Genomic DNA, 15447 nt, shown 5'->3' with positions numbered 1-15447 from the left:
TGACGGCGGGCGTGGCGGCGGGCGTGGCGGCGGGCAGCGGCGTGTCGTCGAAGCTGCGCTTGGGTGTCAGCGCAGGCGCGGCCGGCGCCGGCGTCTGCGCGCGCGAACCGGTGGCCGAGGCGGGCTGGGCCTGCGCGGCGCCGGCGGCGGCGGTCAGCGCGGCGGCCAGCAGGATCTGGGGAAAGGCATCGATTCGAAAACGAATGGAGCGCAAGGACATGGCATTCCTAAAAATCGGACTCAGCCGCGATCGTACCGCGTGCCGATGATGAAATCTAACCGCCGGTGGCCTGTCCGGCGGCAGCCGCCGCCGGCCTGGGAGGAGGCCGGCGCAGCACGCGCCGGCACAGCGCCAGCGCCACCAGGCTGAACAGCGCGAAACTGGCCGACTGACCCAGCACCACGCCCTCGGGTCCGCCCAGGCGGGCGCCCAGCCAGACCAGCGGCAAGGTGCCCACGGTGGCGCGCAGCCAGCTGATGGCGGTGGAGTAGCCGGCGTGGCCCAGATTGTTGAATACCGCCACGGCCACGAAGAAAAAGCTGTTCAGCACCCAGATGAAACTGGCGTAGCGACAGAAGAACACCACCAGATCGCGGCCTGGGCCGGTGACCTTGAACAGGTCCGCGATGAACGGGGCCAGCAGCGCCAGCAGCACGGCCATGCCCAGGCCGTAGGCCAGCGCCAGCCTCGCGGTCAGCCGGGCCGTCTCGCGGATGCGGTCCCAGTTGCCCGCGCCCAGGTTCTGCCCCAGGATCGGCCCGATGGCGCCGGGCAGCACGAAGAACATCGAATAGGCCAGTTGCAGCACCCGGTCCATGACCGTGGCGCCGGCCATCACGCTGGAGCCAAAGCCGGCATAGGTGGACGCGGCGAAGATCACCGCCGCCGGCGTGGCCAGGCCAGTCAGGGCGGCGGGCGCGGCGATCCTGCCGATCGCGGCCAGCGCCGGCCGCAGCTCTCCACGGGTCGGCCAGCGCACCAGCCGGTGGCGTCCGAACACCAGCCAGCCGCCCAGCAGCATGGTGGCCAGGCGTCCCACGGCGCCGGCCCAGGCCACGCCCTGCAGGCCACCCTTGAAAACGAAGATCACCAGCGGATCCAGCAGCGCGACGGTCGCGGTGCCGGCCAGCAGCACCCACATGGACTGGCGGCCCCGGCCATGGGCGCGCAGCAGGTTGGACAGCATCATGCCGATCCCGCCAGCCACCATGAACGGTGTGGAAATGAAGACGAAAGACAGCAGATGGCCGCGCACCCTCGGCTCCAGGCCGACGGCGGCGGCATACGGACCGATGAACGCCAGATACAGCACCCCCGCCACGGCCGTGGCCGCCGTCATCAGGATGAGCGAGGCGCCGCCCAGGCGGCGCGCGCCCTGCCCGTCGCCAGCCCCCAGCGCGCGCGACACCATGGCCGCGCCGCCCACGGTGACGCCAATGCTGACCGACATCACCGTGAACAGCGTCATCGACCCCAGCCCCACGGCGGCCAGGATCGCTTCCTCGCCCAGCGTGCCCAGGTACAGCAAGGACAGGAATTCGACCGCGAACACGGCCAGCAGGCTGGCCCAGCCGGTCAGCACCATTTCGACCACATGCCCGCGCAGCGGGCCGTGGACGAAGCGCGCCTGCAGCGGCGCGGCCAGAGTCTGGGCCTGGCTTGCGTCGGACAAGGCTCAGCGCCGCACGGGCTTGGCCCGCAACTGTTCCAGGCGTTCGATCGCGGCCGGATAGCCCTGGGCGGCGGCGGCCTCGTACCAGCGCAGCGCCTCCTTGCGATCGCTCTGTTCCATGATCAGGCCCATGGTGTACTGCGCGTCGACATTGCCGCGTCTGGCCTCTTCCAGCCAGGCGCGGTTGACGGCGGCGTCGTGCTGGGGAGATTCGCCATAAATATGGACGTTCTCGCCCTGGACCTGGCCGCGCAGCGACGGCGCGCGGGTGTCGAAGAGCTGGAGCCAGAACCAGGTCACGCCCAGCACGAACAACAGGAACAGCACGGCGCAGAAGGTCAGTCGTTTTACGGTCATGGGCACATCGAAGAAAATGGAAGACAGCTGGCGGCCCGCGCAGGCGTCGCGCGCCACCCCGGCCGCGTTCATCTGGGTCCGGCCGGCGCGAACCAGTATTGCGACACGCGGCTGTCGTTGCTGTACCAGGGTAGCAGCATGCCGATGCTGTCGGACTCGCGCCTGACGGTCAGCAGCAAGCCGCCGCCTTCCGGCCGCAGCATCGCCACATGGCGGCGCACGCCCTGGGACTCATGCTGGCGCCAGTCTTCGCGCGCGCTGATCCACAGACGGCCCTGCGCGCAACCCGAGGCCAGCATGATCTGCTGGCGCGCCGGATCGACCAGGTCGCCGGCGGGCGACGCGGCACCCGGCAGCCGGCCCTCCAGCTTGCCGCCGCGTCCGTCCCGCAGCAGCGCCCGCCAGGCCTGGGCGTCGGACGCGAAGGTCACCGACGCGCCGGGCGCGGGGTTCCAGGCGCGGGAATCGCCCCCGCCCATGCCGGGCAGGTACAGCGTCCACGCCAGGAAGCGGCCCAGGTCGTCCAGCGATGCGTCGCGCTCGCCGGTCCTGAACTCACCCTGGATGCGATACGGTCCCGTCAGGTCCGGGCATTGCGCCGGTTCGGACGGCGCCGTCGCCAGGCGCGGCTCGCGAAAGCCGGGCCAATCGACGGGCACCCCGTCCAACCGCGACGAACCACAGGCGGCCAGCGTGACGGCCAGCGCGGCGCCGGCCGTCATGCGACGCGCGATTCTCGACGCTTCCCGCCTGGACATCATGGTTGCTCCCGCTGGCGCCGCCCGCGGCGGCTCATGGCGACGAACTATATCCGAATCGCCGGCGCGCGTTGCCAAGCGCCCCGGCACGGAGAATAATCGGCGCAGGTCCGGGCCGCCCCGCGACGCGCGGCGCGGACGGGTCCGCGCCCTTGGCCGTCATCCCATACCGGATATGATCGCGGCCTTGCCTGCCGCCAACGGCGCGCACATCCCCACGCCTTACCCGAAGACCGGAGCCCCTATGTACGACTGGCTGAACGCCCTGCCCAAAGCGGAACTGCACATGCACCTGGAGGGGTCGCTGGAACCCGAGCTGCTGTTCAGCCTGGCGCAACGCAACGGCGTGGCGCTGCCCTGGCCCGACGTCGAATCGCTGCGCCAGGCCTATAACTACAACAATCTGCAGGAATTCCTGGACCTCTACTATCGCGGCGCCGACGTGCTGCGCACCGAGCAGGACTTCTACGACCTGACCTGGGCCTACCTGTTGAAGTGCCAAGAGCAGAACGTGGTGCACACCGAGCCCTTCTTCGATCCGCAGACGCATACCGACCGAGGCGTGCCCTTCGAGACCGTGCTCAACGGCATCAGCCAGGCGCTGGAAGACGGCCGCAAGCAGCTGGGCGTGAGCAGCGGCCTGATCCTGAGCTTCCTGCGCCACCTGCCCGAGGAAGCCGCCATGCGCACGCTGGAACAGGCCCTGCCCTACCGCGACGCCTTCATCGCGGTTGGCCTGGACAGCAGCGAGAAGGGCTTTCCGCCACGGCTGTTCCAGCGCGTGTTCGACCGCGCCCGCGCCGAAGGCCTGCCGGCCGTGGCCCACGCCGGCGAGGAAGGTCCGCCCGAGTACATCTGGGAAGCGCTGGACCTGCTCAAGGTGCGGCGCATCGACCACGGCGTGCGCGCGGCCGAAGACCCGCGCCTGATCGCCCGCCTGATCGATGAACAGATCCCGCTGACCGTCTGTCCGCTGTCGAACACCCGCCTGCGCGTGTTCCAGCACATGCGCGACCACAACATCCTGTCGCTGCTGGACGCGGGCGTGAAGGTCACGGTCAACTCCGACGACCCGGCCTATTTCGGCGGCTACGTCAACGAAAACTTCCACGCGCTGTACGAGCACCTGGGCATGTCGCGGGAACAGGCGCAGGCGCTGGCCGACAACAGCATGGCTGCAAAGATATAGGCCCACCCCCGAGCGCTACGCGCTTCCCCCTCAAGGGGGCGCCGCGGCGGACCGGAGGGATGGACCCACCCCCGAGCGCTACGCGCTCCCCCCTCAAGGGGGCGCCGCTGCGGACCGGCAAAGCCGACTCCGCGCGGCCCCGCTCGCGGTGATGTGCCGCTAGGGGCGACTTTTGTAAAGTGAATAGGTGTGGATTCGCGGGGGTGCAAGCTTCTGTTCAGGTTGTTGAGAATTATTATCAAATTAATTGACCGCCGGTCAGTCGGAAAATAGAATGGGGCTTCCGCAACCCGCAGCACGCTTTCCGCCATGCACGCTTCCCGCCGCCACGCCCTGCTCGTCGCCGTCAATCTCGGCAGCTTCGTCGCCACCCTGGACATCAGCATCGTCAACGTCGCCTTGCCCGCGATGCAGGCGGCGTTGCGCACCGACATGGCCGGGCTGCAATGGGTGGTGGACGCCTACGCGCTGTGCCTGTCGGCCTTCATCCTGTCGGCGGGGCCGCTGGGGGACCGCTATGGGCGCAAGCGTTCCTGGCTGGCCGGCGTGCTGTTGTTCGTCGCCGGCTCGGCCATGTGCGGGCTGGCCGGCAGCCTGCCCATGCTGCTGGCGGGGCGCGCCGTGCAGGGCGTGGCCGGCGCGCTGTTGATACCGGGCGCGCTGTCGCTGCTGACGCAGGCCTTCCCGGATCCGCGCGAGCGGGCCCAGGCCATCGGCATCTGGGCCTCCAGCAACGCCACCGCGCTGATCGCCGGCCCGGTGCTGGGCGGCGTGCTGGTGGCGCACTTCAGCTGGCAGAGCATATTCCTCATCAACCTGCCGCTGGGCGCGCTGGCGGTGGCGCTGGGCATGTGGAGCATCCGCGAAAGCGCCCATCCCGAACACGCCGCGTTCGATCCGCTGGGCCAGGCCCTGAGCGTGGTCTGGCTGGGTGCGCTGGCCTACGGCCTGATCGCCGCGGGCGAGCATGGCTGGGACTCGCGTCCGGCCGGCCTCGCGCTGGCGCTGGCGGCGGCCGGCCTGGCGGCCTTCGTGACCGTGGAACTGCGCGCGCGGCGGCCGGTGCTGCCGCTGGGCCTGTTCCGCGACCGCGGCTACGCAGTGACCAACTTCGCATCCTTCGTGCTGGGCTTCTCCGGCTACAGCAGCCTGTTCTTCTTCTCGCTCTACCTGCAACAGGTGCAGGGCCTGTCGCCGCTGGCCGCCGGTTCGCAGCTGGCGCCGCAATTCATCGCCTCCGGCATCGCGTCCACCGTGTTCGGCAAACTCAATCCGCGCTTCGGCCTGCCCCGGCTGATGATCGCCGGCTACGCGCTGATCGGCGCGGCCATGCTGGGCATGACCGGCCTGGACGCGCATACGCCCTACGCGCTCACCTGCGCGCTGATGGTGCTGCTGGGCGTGGGCTCCGGGCTGGCGCTGCCCGCCACCAGCATGGCCGTGATGGCCACCGTGCCGCGCGAACGTTCCGGCATGGCCTCGGCCACCATGAACGCGCTGCGCCAGAGCGGCATGACCATCGGCATCGCGCTGCTCGGCGCGCTGATGAGCGCCCGCGCGGTGGATGCGCTCAACGGCGCGCTCGCGCGCCAGGGACTGCCCGATGCGCTGGCGCTGGCGCGCGCCGCCGTGCTGCGCCACGAACTGCCCTTGGCGGCGGGCGACGCGCGCGCCCTGCTGGCCGACGCGCTCGCCGGCGGCTTCAGCCTCGCGATGGCGGTGGCGGGCGCGGCCTCGCTGGCGGCCGCCGCCATGCTCGCGCTGGCGGCTCGCGGCGAGAAGCCGGCGCTGCGCGCGGCCTGAAACCGCGCCGCCGCGCCTCGGCGAAAAACCCGGCTTGCCGGCACGGCCGGCGCCTGATCGCGCACAGAGATTTCAAGGCCCGGAATTTAAGACCCCCTCTTCTTAAGCATCGGTAACAACGCGCTACGACGCGTCGCCGCTCCGGTAAGCTCGGCGGCCAATAACACGTTAACGGGCACACGTTGACGACAACAAGCGCAACCCGCAGACCGACAAAGAGGAGACCTTCATGCGCCACCGCAACATCCTGTTCCGCCTTGCCCCGCTGGCCCTGGCCGCGCACCTGGCCTGGTCCGGCCCGGCCGCCGCGCAAGGCGCGCCCGGCACCCAGGGGCCGCTGACGCCCGCGCCCGATGCGGCGCTGGCCGCGCAGATCGACCAGCGCGCCAAGGCCATCGAGGACAAGCTCATCGCCTGGCGCCGCGACATCCACCAGCATCCGGAACTGGGCAACCAGGAAACGCGCACCGCCAAGCTGGTGGCCGACCATCTGCGCGCGCTGGGCATGGAGGTGAAGACCGGCGTGGCCGTGACCGGCGTGGTCGCCGTGCTCAAGGGCGGCAAGCCCGGTCCGGTGGTGGCGCTGCGCGCCGACATGGACGCGCTGCCGGTGAAGGAACAGGTGGACCTGCCCTTCGCGTCCCAGGCCAAGGGCACCTACCTGGGCAAGGAAGTGGACGTGATGCACGCCTGCGGCCACGACACGCACACCGCCATCCTGATGGCCACGGCCGAGGTGCTGGCCGGCATGAAGGACGAGCTGCCCGGCAGCGTGAAGTTCATCTTCCAGCCCGCCGAGGAAAGCCCCGCCGACTTCGAGCCCGACGGCAAGAAGATCTGGGGCGCCAAGATGATGGTGCAGGAAGGCGTGATGGAAAATCCCAAGGTCGACGCCATCTTCGGCCTGCACGCCTCCAGCGCCTATCCGGCCGGCTGGCTGGCCTGGCGCAGCGGCCCGGCGATGTCCGCCGCCGACCAGTTCTGGATCGACGTCACCGGCAAGCAGACGCACGGCGCGCGCCCCTGGTCCGGCATCGATCCCATCGTGGTCAGCTCGCAGATCATCCTGGGCCTGCAGACCATTCCCAGCCGCCAGATCAACAGCATGCTGGAGCCGGCCGTCATCACCGTGGGCGCGATCCACGGCGGCAATCGCATGAACATCGTGCCCGACAACGTCGCCATGACCGGCACCATCCGCACCTACGACGAAGGCATGAAGAAGGACATCCACCAGCGCATCGCGCGCACCGCCGACATGATCGCGCAAAGCGCCGGCGCCAAGGCCGACGTGCGCGTGGTGGAGCTGTACAACGCCACCGTCAACCCGCCGGCCCTGACCGAGAAGATGGGCCCCACGCTGCGCCGCGTGGCCGGCGAAGGCAACTACGGCCTGCAGCCCAAATCCACCGCGTCGGAGGACTTCTCGTTCTACCAGCAGAAGGTGCCGGGCCTGTTCTTCTACCTGGGCGTCACGCCCAAGGGCACCGACGTGGACAAGGCCGCGTCCAACCACTCGCCGCGCTTCTACGTGGATGAGTCCGGCCTGATCAACGGCGTGCGCGCGCTGTCGAACCTGACCGTCGACTACATGCTGCAGGCGCGCCAGGGCAGTTGACGCCGCGCCCGGCCGCCGGTCCGCCCGGCGGCCCCGCGTCCTTGCGGGCATGCGCAAGGACGCGCGCCTTATGCCCGCGCGCGCATACGCTCATGCCCGCGACATAAGCATACGGCGACAAATTCTTTGTCTGCCCGGCGGCGCTTTCCTACAGTACGGCCCTTTGCCCCCCAAGGGCCGCCACGCAGGAAATCCGCATGCCCATCTCCCGACGCCGCTTCATGATCGCCAGCGCGCTCGCGCTGCCCCTGGCGCGTCCGCGCATCGGACGCGCCGCCACGGCGGCCTGGCCCGCGCGCCCGCTGCGACTGGTCGTCACGTTCCCGCCCGGCGGCGCCAGCGACATCGCCGCGCGGTTGATCGCGCCCGCGCTGGCCGAGCGGCTGGGCCAGCCCGTGGTCATCGAGAACAAGCCCGGCGCCGGCTCGACCATCGGCGCCGCGCTGGTGGCGCAGGCGCCCGCCGACGGCTACACGCTGCTCATGTCGAACTCGGCGCCGCTGTCGATCTCGCCCGCGCTGATGCCCGGCCACGGCTACGACGCGCTGGCCAGCTTCGATCACCTGGCCTATATCGGCGCGGTGCCCACCGCCTTCGTCATCCATCCGTCCGTGCCCGTCGCCACGTTGGCCGAGCTGACCGCCTGGATCAAGGCCCAGGACCAGCCGGTGCAGTTCGGCAGCGGCGGCCTGGCCTCGGTCGGCCAGATCGTCGGCGAACTCTATGCGCGCGCCACCGGCGCGCCGCTGCAGCACATCCCGTACAAGGGCTCGGGCGCGATGCGCAACGACCTGCTGGGCGGACAGATCCGCTTCGCCGTGGACGCGCTGCCGCAGAACCTGCCCTATCTGCGCTCCGGCCAGCTGCGGCTGCTGGCCGTCACCACCGAGCGGCGCGTGCCGCAGGCGCCAGACATACCCGCCGTGGGCGAGCTGGGCCTGCCGGGGCTGGTGGCCGAGAACTTCATCGGCCTGTCCGGCCCGGCGGGCCTGCCCGACGCGGTGCGCCAGCGGCTGCACGCCGAGTTGACGGCCGTGCTGCGCGAGCCGGCCTTGCGCGAAAAACTGGAGGGCCAGGGCTTCGTGCTTGCCGACAAGTCCCCCGCCGAATTCACCGACTTCGTGCGCCGCCAGGCCCAGGCCTGGGAACCCGTGGTGCGCGCCACCGGAGCCAGCCTGTGAGCGCCCGCCGCGTGCTGGCGCTGTTCGGCCATGCGGGCCGAGGCGGCTTCAACGAAGCCGCGGTCGAGGGCGCGCGCCGCGCCGAGCGCGCCGGCCAGCCGCTGCGGATCGAATGGATCGCAGATACCGATCCGCAGGCTCGCGCCGCGCGCATCGCCGCGCTGTGCGAACCGGGGCTGGACCTGCTGATCGCACATGGCGGCCAGGGCGATGCGCCCGTGGCCGAGGTGGCGCCGCGCTTTCCGCGCACGCAGTTCGCCGTCACCCAGGGCAGCCTGACCGCGCCCAACGTCGCGTCCTACGAAATCCTGCAGGAACACAGCGCCTTCCTGGCCGGCGTGCTGGCCGGCCTGCGCGCGGCTGACGGTCGCGCGGCTCACCTGTCCGGCGAACGCGTGCGCCCCGGCCTGAAGGGGCGCGCCGCGTATGCCGACGGCGTGCGCCGCGCCAGCGGCCGCGATCCGCTCACCGGTTTCTGCGGCAACCAGCATGATCCCGAGCGGGCGCACGAATGGGCCCGGGCGCTTGCCGCGCGCGACGCGCGCGTGGTCTTCGCCATGATGGACGGCGGCCGCGATGGCGTGTCGCGCGCCTGCCGAGAAACCGGCATCTGGCAGATCGGCAACGTGATCGACTGGGTGGCGCGCGATCCCCGGGTCTATCTTGCGTCCGCGCTGGCCGACTCCGGCCTGTGCGTGGAGCGGGCGGCGGCCGACCATGCCGCCGGCCGGCTGGCGGTCGGCGCCGTCACCCGCTACGGCCTGGAGCAAGCGGCCTCGCTGCGCCTGGCGCTGGGCGCCGGCGTCACGGCGGAAGAACGCCGCGCCCTGGACGACTGGTCGGGCAGGCTGGCCGGCGGCCTGGAGATCGACGGCGGCTACACCGGCGCCGAGTTCACGCCCTAGTGTGCAGACGCAGCGCGGCGTTGGCCGGCTCCGACCACCACCGCGCCACCAGCCAGCCGGCCGCGCAGGACGCCGCCAAATAGACCGCCAGCAACGCGACCCGCGCGTCGCCCGACGCCAGCGCCGGCGGCGCCCAACCCCGGATCAGGCCCAGAACCACCAGATGGAACAGGTAGATCTCGTAGCTGAGCCGACCACAGGCGGCCAGCGCGCGCAAGGGCCGGGCATGCGCCCTTGACGCCGTGGCCCCGCCCAGCAGCAGCAAGGCCGTGCCGAACGCCATCGCGGTCGTGCCCAGCACATTGCTCTGGCCGATGGGCCAGGCCAGGTACAGCCCCGCCATGGCCGCGCCGATGATCGCGCGCACGGCCGGACGTCCAAGGACGGCGAACCGGCCGCGCCGCGCCAGCACGGCAGCGCAGCAGCCCATGGCGATGGCGTCGAAGCAGGCCGCATAGCCATACAGATACGCCCCGGCCTCGCCCTGGCTAGCCAGGCGGTACAGCGGCCCCGCGACGATGAGCCCAGCCGCCAGCGCGGCCAGCGCCCAGCCCCTGCGCAGCGCCAGGCAGGCCAGCGGGAATAACAGGTAGAACGCCATCTCGACAGACAGCGACCACAGCACGCCCAGCGGATAGTTGATCCAGCCATGCTGAACGATCAGCACGTTCACCCAGGCCGTCAGCGCGGCGGCATTGACCGTCCACAGCGACACGGCCGCGTCCGCCCGGTTGCCGAAGATCTGCGCGCCGGCCAGGGCCAGCGCATCGACCGTCAGCAAGGCCAGCAGCAGGCAGGGCAGGATGCGCGCCGCCCGCAGGGTGTAGAACGCCCCAGGCCGGATGCGATCCAGCCCGCCCCATCTGTCCAGCGCGTTGCGCGTGATCAGGAAGCCCGACACCACGAAGAACATCGTCACGCCATAGTTGCCGTTGCGCGCGAGCGCGTGCAGGAACGGCCAGCCCAGCAACGCGGCCAGCCCCGTGTCCTTCAACGAATAGGGAATGTTGAAGTGATGCAGCAGCACCAGCAGGATGGACACGCCGCGCAGCATGTCGATCCGCGCATCGCGCGCGTGAGCGATCATCGCGGCCTCAGCGCTGTCCGGCCGCGCCCAGCCAGCCCGGCAACCCGGCCAGCAGTTGCTCGCGCGCGCGCATGCCGGCGTTCGGCCTCGCCGCCTTCTCGTCCTGGATCAGCCGGGCGAAGACCAGCTCGCGACCGTTCTTGCGGGCCCAGCCCACATACCAACCATAGGCGTGTTCGCGGTCGTAATCACCGAAGCTGCCCGGCGATCCCGTGCCCGTCTTGCCATGGATCTTCCAGCCATCCGCATCGACCCCTGCGTCGAACAGGATCTCCGCCATGTCATAGGCCTGCGGCTTGACCGGCAGCTGCCGCCTGGCCAGCCTGCGCAGGAAATCGAGCTGTTCCAGCGGCGAGATCCGCAGCGACGATACGTGCCAGGCGCCCCGCGTGCCATTGTTCTTTCCCGGGTGGCCCGACACATCCTGGTTGCCGTAGCCAAACGCGGTCGTGTATTGCTGCAGGCGCGCCAGGCCCAGCTTCTCGCCGATCTGCTGCGAATACCAGAAAACGGAGTACTTGATCCAGTGCGTCGGATCGACAGGCTTGCACCAGTCGTCGCCGCCCCAGTCCGGGTAGCTCGGCTGGTAATCCCAGACCGGCGCATGCGCGTCCTGCAGAATGCCGGCGTCGTAGCCCATCAGGGCGATGGCGAGCTTGAAGGTCGACGCCGGCGTATAGCGGGCCGCGCAGGCGTCCTGCGTGCCGTCCTGGAACACGATGCGTCCGTCCGCGACGTCGGCCACGACGGTGCAGAGCATGCGGGCCTGCGCGGGCAGGCAAAGGGCGGAAAGAGACAGCGCGGCGGCGAGCGCGCGCAAGGGGCTGCGTGTAGGCATGGTGAATGAAGCGTGGTTGGAAATTCTTCAGGGCAGCCCTGCGGGGCGCGGCCGGCGGTTCAGGCGGGCAATGCCCGCCCGTTCAGCAGCACCAGCGTGAGTTCGCGGCCCCCGGCCTGCACCCGCATGGCCAGGCAACGTCCGGCCTCGGCCGACGTCGCGGTCTTGGACAGGCGGATGTCCCAGCCCTGCCGTCCGACCAGCGGATTGGTGTTGCGGTACTGAATCGCGCCGGCATCCATGCCCACGGACTCGTCCAGCGACGTGGTGTCCAGCGCGATCTGCGGATAGGCCGTGGCGGCGCTCACGATCCTGCCGATATCGGCAGCGCTGGCGCGATTGGACGGCGAGATCCCCATGGCGTCCTCGAAGCGGGCGTGTTCCAGCCCCAACGCGGCGACCTTGCGCCGCAGGGCCCGCGCGAAGGCCGCCTCGCCGCCCGGATAGCTGCGCGCCAGCGCGTGCGCGGCGCGATTGTCCGACGACATCAAGGCCAGCTTCAGCATGGTGTCCAACGGGGCGACCGCCCCCACCGGCAACTGCCACGCCCCGCCCCGCGCCGCCTCGGCGTCGCGCTCGTCGATGCGGACCGGCTGAGACAGGTCGGGCGCCGCGTCCAGCAGCACCATCGCCGTCATCAGCTTGGTCAGCGAGGCGATGGGCACAGCCTCGTTCTCGGCCACCCCGACCAGCGTGTCGCCCGAACGCGCGTCCAGCACCAGCACATGCGACGCGCCGCTGGACTGGATCAGGGCGTCGATGCCCGGCAATTGCGCCAGCGCCCGGCGGGCCGCGTCGGCGCGGCCGTCGTCCGCCGGACCGGCCTGGACCCCGGCGCCGGCGATCGCCACGGCCAGCATGGCGGCCAGCGCCGGCATGGCCACGGCGCGGCGCGCCGGCAGGCTGTCGGGCCGGGTCAGGCGGCGTATGCGGTCCAGCAGATCGCCGTCGCGCGCGGCCGGCGCCACCGGCGCGGGCGCGGCGTCGGCATCCTGGCTCAAGGCGTTCAAGGCAAGCGCCAACCGGCGCGGTTGACCGATAAGCGCGGCGGCCATGTCGTCCGCGATGCGTTCGCGCTCGATGCGGATGCGCCGCGACAGCCACCAGACCGTGGGATGAAAGAACAACAGGATCTCGGCCGCGAACTGCAGCAGGTTCACCAGATAATCGTGCCGGCGAACATGGGCCAGCTCATGGGCCAGCAAGGCCTCCAGCAGGTCCGGCGGCATGCCGGTGACCAGGTTCGCCGGCACCAGCAGCACCGGCTTGAACCAGCCGGCCGTCATCGGCGTGCAAAGCCCCCGCACGAGACGCAGGCCCACCTCTCGCCGCAGGCGCATGCGGCGCGCCAGGCCGGCGACGCGGGCTTGCCAGGCCGCGTCCGTCCAGGGCTGGCTGGCGCGCAGCAGGCGCCGCAGCCACGCCATGCCGGCCCAGACGCGCAAGGCGGCCAGCGCCGCGCCGCCCAGCCAGGCCATGGCGCACCACAGCGGCCACGTTCCGGACCAGAGCGGCGACGCGGCGTCCGCCAGCCCCGCCGCCGGCAACGCGCGATAGGCATGCGCCACATCGGCGGCGAACATCGCCACGCACAGCAGCAGCCCGGCGCAGCACAGCGCGTAGCGCAGCCGCGCATCCCGCGGCCGGGTCAGCGACAGCAGCGCGGCCATGGCGCAATGGATGCCCAAGGCTTGCCAGAGAAACGCCGGCAAGGCCGTGCCCAGCGCCCAGGCGCCGCCCAGCAGCAGCCCGCTCACCGCTTGTCCCCGCGCGGCTCGTCCTTGCTTTCCTCGCGCAGCAGCGCCTCGATCTCGGCCCGGTCGCGCTTGCTCACATGCCCTTCACGCAGGGCGGCCAGCACCAGCGCCTTGCCGGATCCGGCGAAGGCCTTGCGGATCAGATCCTTCAGCAAGCCGCCCTGCGTGGCCTTCTGGCTCTGCGCGGCAGCATAGACATGCGAACGCTCGCTCTCGTCGCGCGTCAGCAGGCCCTTGGTATGCATGATCTGCATCTGCCTGAGCACGTTGGCATGGCTCAGGTCCTCGCGTTCCGCCGCCATGTGGGCGTGGACCTGCTTGACCGTGGCGGGCCCGGTTTCCCAGATGGCCTGCAATACGTCGAGTTCGGCGCTGGTGGGTTTGGCGGGGGGAGGCGACTTGGCGGGCATTGCGAGGGTCCGGGGAAAGCGGGGCTTTGATCTAGAAAATTTTTTCTAGAATAACTTTTCTAGAAAAGATTGTCTATGTCGAAACAGACTGTGCACTTCATCACAATGCGCAAGATCCGGCATCCGTCCGCCAGCGCGCGGGGATAATATGCGGCTCCGATAGAATTCCCCTATACGAGAAAAGGACGAACAGCAATGAGCGGCAAGACCCGGGTAGGCATCATTTTCGGCGGCAAGTCGGCGGAGCATGAGGTGTCGCTGCAATCGGCCAGGAACATCGTCGACGCGCTGGACAAGGAACGCTACGAAGCCGTGCTGATCGGCATCGACAAACAGGGTCAGTGGCACGTCAACGACGCTTCGAACTATCTGCTGCATGCCGAGGATCCCACCCTCATCGCGCTGAACCGAAGCAACGTCGAGGTCGCGCTGGTGCCCGGCAAGCAGGAACGCCAGCTGGTGGGCGCCGGCGGCGCGGCGCCGGCCTTGGGCCAGATCGATGTGATCTTCCCCATCGTGCACGGCACGCTGGGCGAGGACGGCTCGTTGCAGGGCATGCTGCGCCTGGCCAATCTGCCTTTCGTCGGCTCGGACGTGCTGGGCTCGGCGCTGTGCATGGACAAGGCCATGACCAAGCGCGTGCTGCAGGCCGCCGGCCTGGCCGTGGCGCCGTTCGAATCCTATACCCGCGCCACCGCCGCGCGCGCCCGCTACGCCGAGCTGGCCGCCCGTCTCGGCCCGGTGCTGTTCGTCAAGCCGGCCAACATGGGATCCTCCGTGGGCGTGAGCAAGGTGCGCAACGAGGCCGAGTTCACGCAGGCCATGGCGTTGGCGCTGCAGTTCGACCACAAGGTGCTGGTGGAACAGGCCATCGTCGGCCGCGAGATCGAATGCGCCGTGCTGGGCAACGACGACCCGCAGGCCAGCGTGTGCGGCGAGATCGTGCTGCGCGATGAGTTCTATTCCTACGACACCAAGTACATCGACGAGGATGGCGCCGCCGTGGTGGTGCCGGCGGACATCAGCGCACAAGCCAGCGAGACGATCCGTGGCGTGGCGCTGGACGCCTTCCGCGCGCTGGAATGCGCGGGCCTGGCGCGGGTCGACGTGTTCCTGACGTCGGACGGCCAGGTCATCGTCAACGAGGTCAACACCCTGCCCGGCTTCACCCGCATCAGCATGTACCCCAAGCTGTGGCAGGCCAGCGGCATGAGCTACCCGGAACTGGTCACGCGGCTGATCGAGCTGGCGCGCGAGCGGCATGCGCGCGACGCCATGCTGAAGACCTCGATCCGCTGAAGCCGGCGCGACTGGCGTCCGGGGCGGCCCAAGCCGCCCTGGACGCCGCCCCTCAAGCCGCGCCGCCCTGTTGCGGCGCGCGCGCCGCGAAGGCCTCGTGATAGGCCACGTCGCCGCTGGCCGGCCGCGTGTAGACCAAGGCCATGAAGTACTCGGGCGGCACGCCCGGGTAGCGCAGGTCCGGTCGCGTCTCGAAGCCGAAGCGGCGGTAGTACGCCGGATCCCCCATCACCACGCAACCCGCCGCGCCCAGCGCCCGCAGCCGCGCCAGGCCCTCGCGGATCAGCGCCGCGCCCACGCCCCTGCCCTGCATGCCGGGCAGCACGGCCACCGGGCCCAGCCCGTACCAGTCCGCCGAACCATCGCCGATCGTCACCGGCGAGAACGCCGCGTGCCCCACCTGGCGGCCGTCTTCATGCGCCACCAGCGACAGGGTCAACGCGCCCGCGCGGCGCAGCGCGTCATTGATGTAGCCCTCGGTCTGCTCGCTGTGAGGATGGTCCGCGAAAGCGGCTTGCGTCAGCGCGAAGATCGCGTCGATGTCGGCGGGGGTTTCGGGAAGAATGCGCATG

At 70.4% G+C, this 15447-nt stretch carries 14 protein-coding genes and 1 pseudogene; 6 read left to right on the top strand and 9 right to left on the bottom strand.

All coding sequences use genetic code 11. The features are described 5' to 3' along the window. From ACEU5R_RS25940 to ACEU5R_RS25925, 4 genes and pseudogenes are all read right to left on the bottom strand, one after another. Positions 1–220, bottom strand: a pseudogene (locus ACEU5R_RS25940) (lytic murein transglycosylase); the annotation flags it as partial. A gap of 55 nt (positions 221–275) precedes the next feature. Further along, positions 276–1673 (bottom strand): MATE family efflux transporter, encoded by a 1398-nt coding sequence (locus ACEU5R_RS25935; RefSeq protein ID WP_233772405.1) that lies wholly within the window; start codon positions 1671–1673, stop codon positions 276–278. Between the two features lie 3 nt (positions 1674–1676). Then, positions 1677–2102, bottom strand: coding sequence for a sel1 repeat family protein (locus ACEU5R_RS25930; RefSeq protein ID WP_392412623.1), 426 nt, complete (start codon positions 2100–2102; stop codon positions 1677–1679). After that, positions 2099–2791, bottom strand: coding sequence for a hypothetical protein (locus tag ACEU5R_RS25925; protein ID WP_392412622.1), 693 nt, complete (start codon positions 2789–2791; stop codon positions 2099–2101). Before ACEU5R_RS25925 ends, ACEU5R_RS25930 begins: the two co-directional genes overlap by 4 nt. A 241-nt stretch (positions 2792–3032) precedes the next feature. On the opposite strand from ACEU5R_RS25925, the gene ACEU5R_RS25920 reads away from it, so the two are divergent. The 5 genes from ACEU5R_RS25920 (at position 3033) to ACEU5R_RS25900 (ending at position 9484) form a co-directional block, all read left to right on the top strand. Beyond that, positions 3033–3977 (top strand): adenosine deaminase, encoded by a 945-nt coding sequence (locus ACEU5R_RS25920; protein ID WP_103273779.1) that lies wholly within the window; start codon positions 3033–3035, stop codon positions 3975–3977. Between the two features lie 309 nt (positions 3978–4286). Continuing rightward, positions 4287–5780 carry an MFS transporter gene (locus ACEU5R_RS25915; RefSeq protein ID WP_392412620.1) on the top strand — a complete coding sequence of 498 codons (1494 nt, stop codon included), beginning with the start codon at positions 4287–4289 and terminating at the stop codon, positions 5778–5780. Between the two features lie 229 nt (positions 5781–6009). Further along, entirely contained in the window at positions 6010–7398 is a 1389-nt protein-coding gene (locus tag ACEU5R_RS25910; protein WP_392412618.1) for an amidohydrolase, read from the top strand. Between the two features lie 197 nt (positions 7399–7595). Then, positions 7596–8579 carry a tripartite tricarboxylate transporter substrate binding protein gene (locus tag ACEU5R_RS25905; protein ID WP_103273776.1) on the top strand — a complete coding sequence of 328 codons (984 nt, stop codon included), beginning with the start codon at positions 7596–7598 and terminating at the stop codon, positions 8577–8579. Further along, on the top strand, positions 8576–9484 hold the full coding sequence (locus ACEU5R_RS25900) for a BMP family ABC transporter substrate-binding protein (protein ID WP_392412615.1): 909 nt from the start codon (positions 8576–8578) through the stop codon (positions 9482–9484). Before ACEU5R_RS25905 ends, ACEU5R_RS25900 begins: the two co-directional genes overlap by 4 nt. Here ACEU5R_RS25900 and ACEU5R_RS25895 read toward each other — a convergent pair. Genes ACEU5R_RS25895 through ACEU5R_RS25880 form a run of 4 tightly spaced genes read right to left on the bottom strand, consistent with a single transcriptional unit; the run spans position 9474 to position 13576 of the window. Next, a complete protein-coding gene (locus ACEU5R_RS25895; RefSeq protein WP_392412613.1) occupies positions 9474–10571 on the bottom strand; it encodes an acyltransferase family protein in 1098 nt (365 codons plus the stop codon). The two genes, ACEU5R_RS25900 and ACEU5R_RS25895, sit on opposite strands and share 11 nt — an antisense overlap. Positions 10572–10578: 7 nt before the next feature. Continuing rightward, the gene (locus ACEU5R_RS25890) at positions 10579–11409 is read right to left on the bottom strand and encodes a class D beta-lactamase OXA-1238 (RefSeq protein ID WP_338424126.1); all 831 of its coding nucleotides are present in this window, start codon (positions 11407–11409) and stop codon (positions 10579–10581) included. 59 nt (positions 11410–11468) lie between these two features. Next, positions 11469–13166, bottom strand: coding sequence for a M56 family metallopeptidase (locus tag ACEU5R_RS25885; RefSeq protein ID WP_392412611.1), 1698 nt, complete (start codon positions 13164–13166; stop codon positions 11469–11471). Next, entirely contained in the window at positions 13163–13576 is a 414-nt protein-coding gene (locus ACEU5R_RS25880; protein WP_392412609.1) for a BlaI/MecI/CopY family transcriptional regulator, read from the bottom strand. The genes ACEU5R_RS25885 and ACEU5R_RS25880 overlap by 4 nt, the downstream gene beginning before the upstream one ends. A 195-nt stretch (positions 13577–13771) precedes the next feature. Between ACEU5R_RS25880 and ddlA the strand changes: the two genes are divergently transcribed. Continuing rightward, positions 13772–14875, top strand: coding sequence for a D-alanine--D-alanine ligase (ddlA, locus tag ACEU5R_RS25875; RefSeq protein ID WP_392412608.1), 1104 nt, complete (start codon positions 13772–13774; stop codon positions 14873–14875). A gap of 52 nt (positions 14876–14927) precedes the next feature. Here the strand turns inward: ddlA and ACEU5R_RS25870 are convergent, their stop codons facing one another. Continuing rightward, entirely contained in the window at positions 14928–15446 is a 519-nt protein-coding gene (locus ACEU5R_RS25870; RefSeq protein WP_103273769.1) for a GNAT family N-acetyltransferase, read from the bottom strand. Position 15447 lies beyond the last annotated feature (1 nt).

This window comes from Achromobacter sp. 413638, from assembly GCF_043119405.1.
Classification (GTDB): Bacteria; Pseudomonadota; Gammaproteobacteria; order Burkholderiales; family Burkholderiaceae_B; genus Achromobacter.
This window is presented reverse-complemented; position numbering and strand designations above follow the sequence as displayed.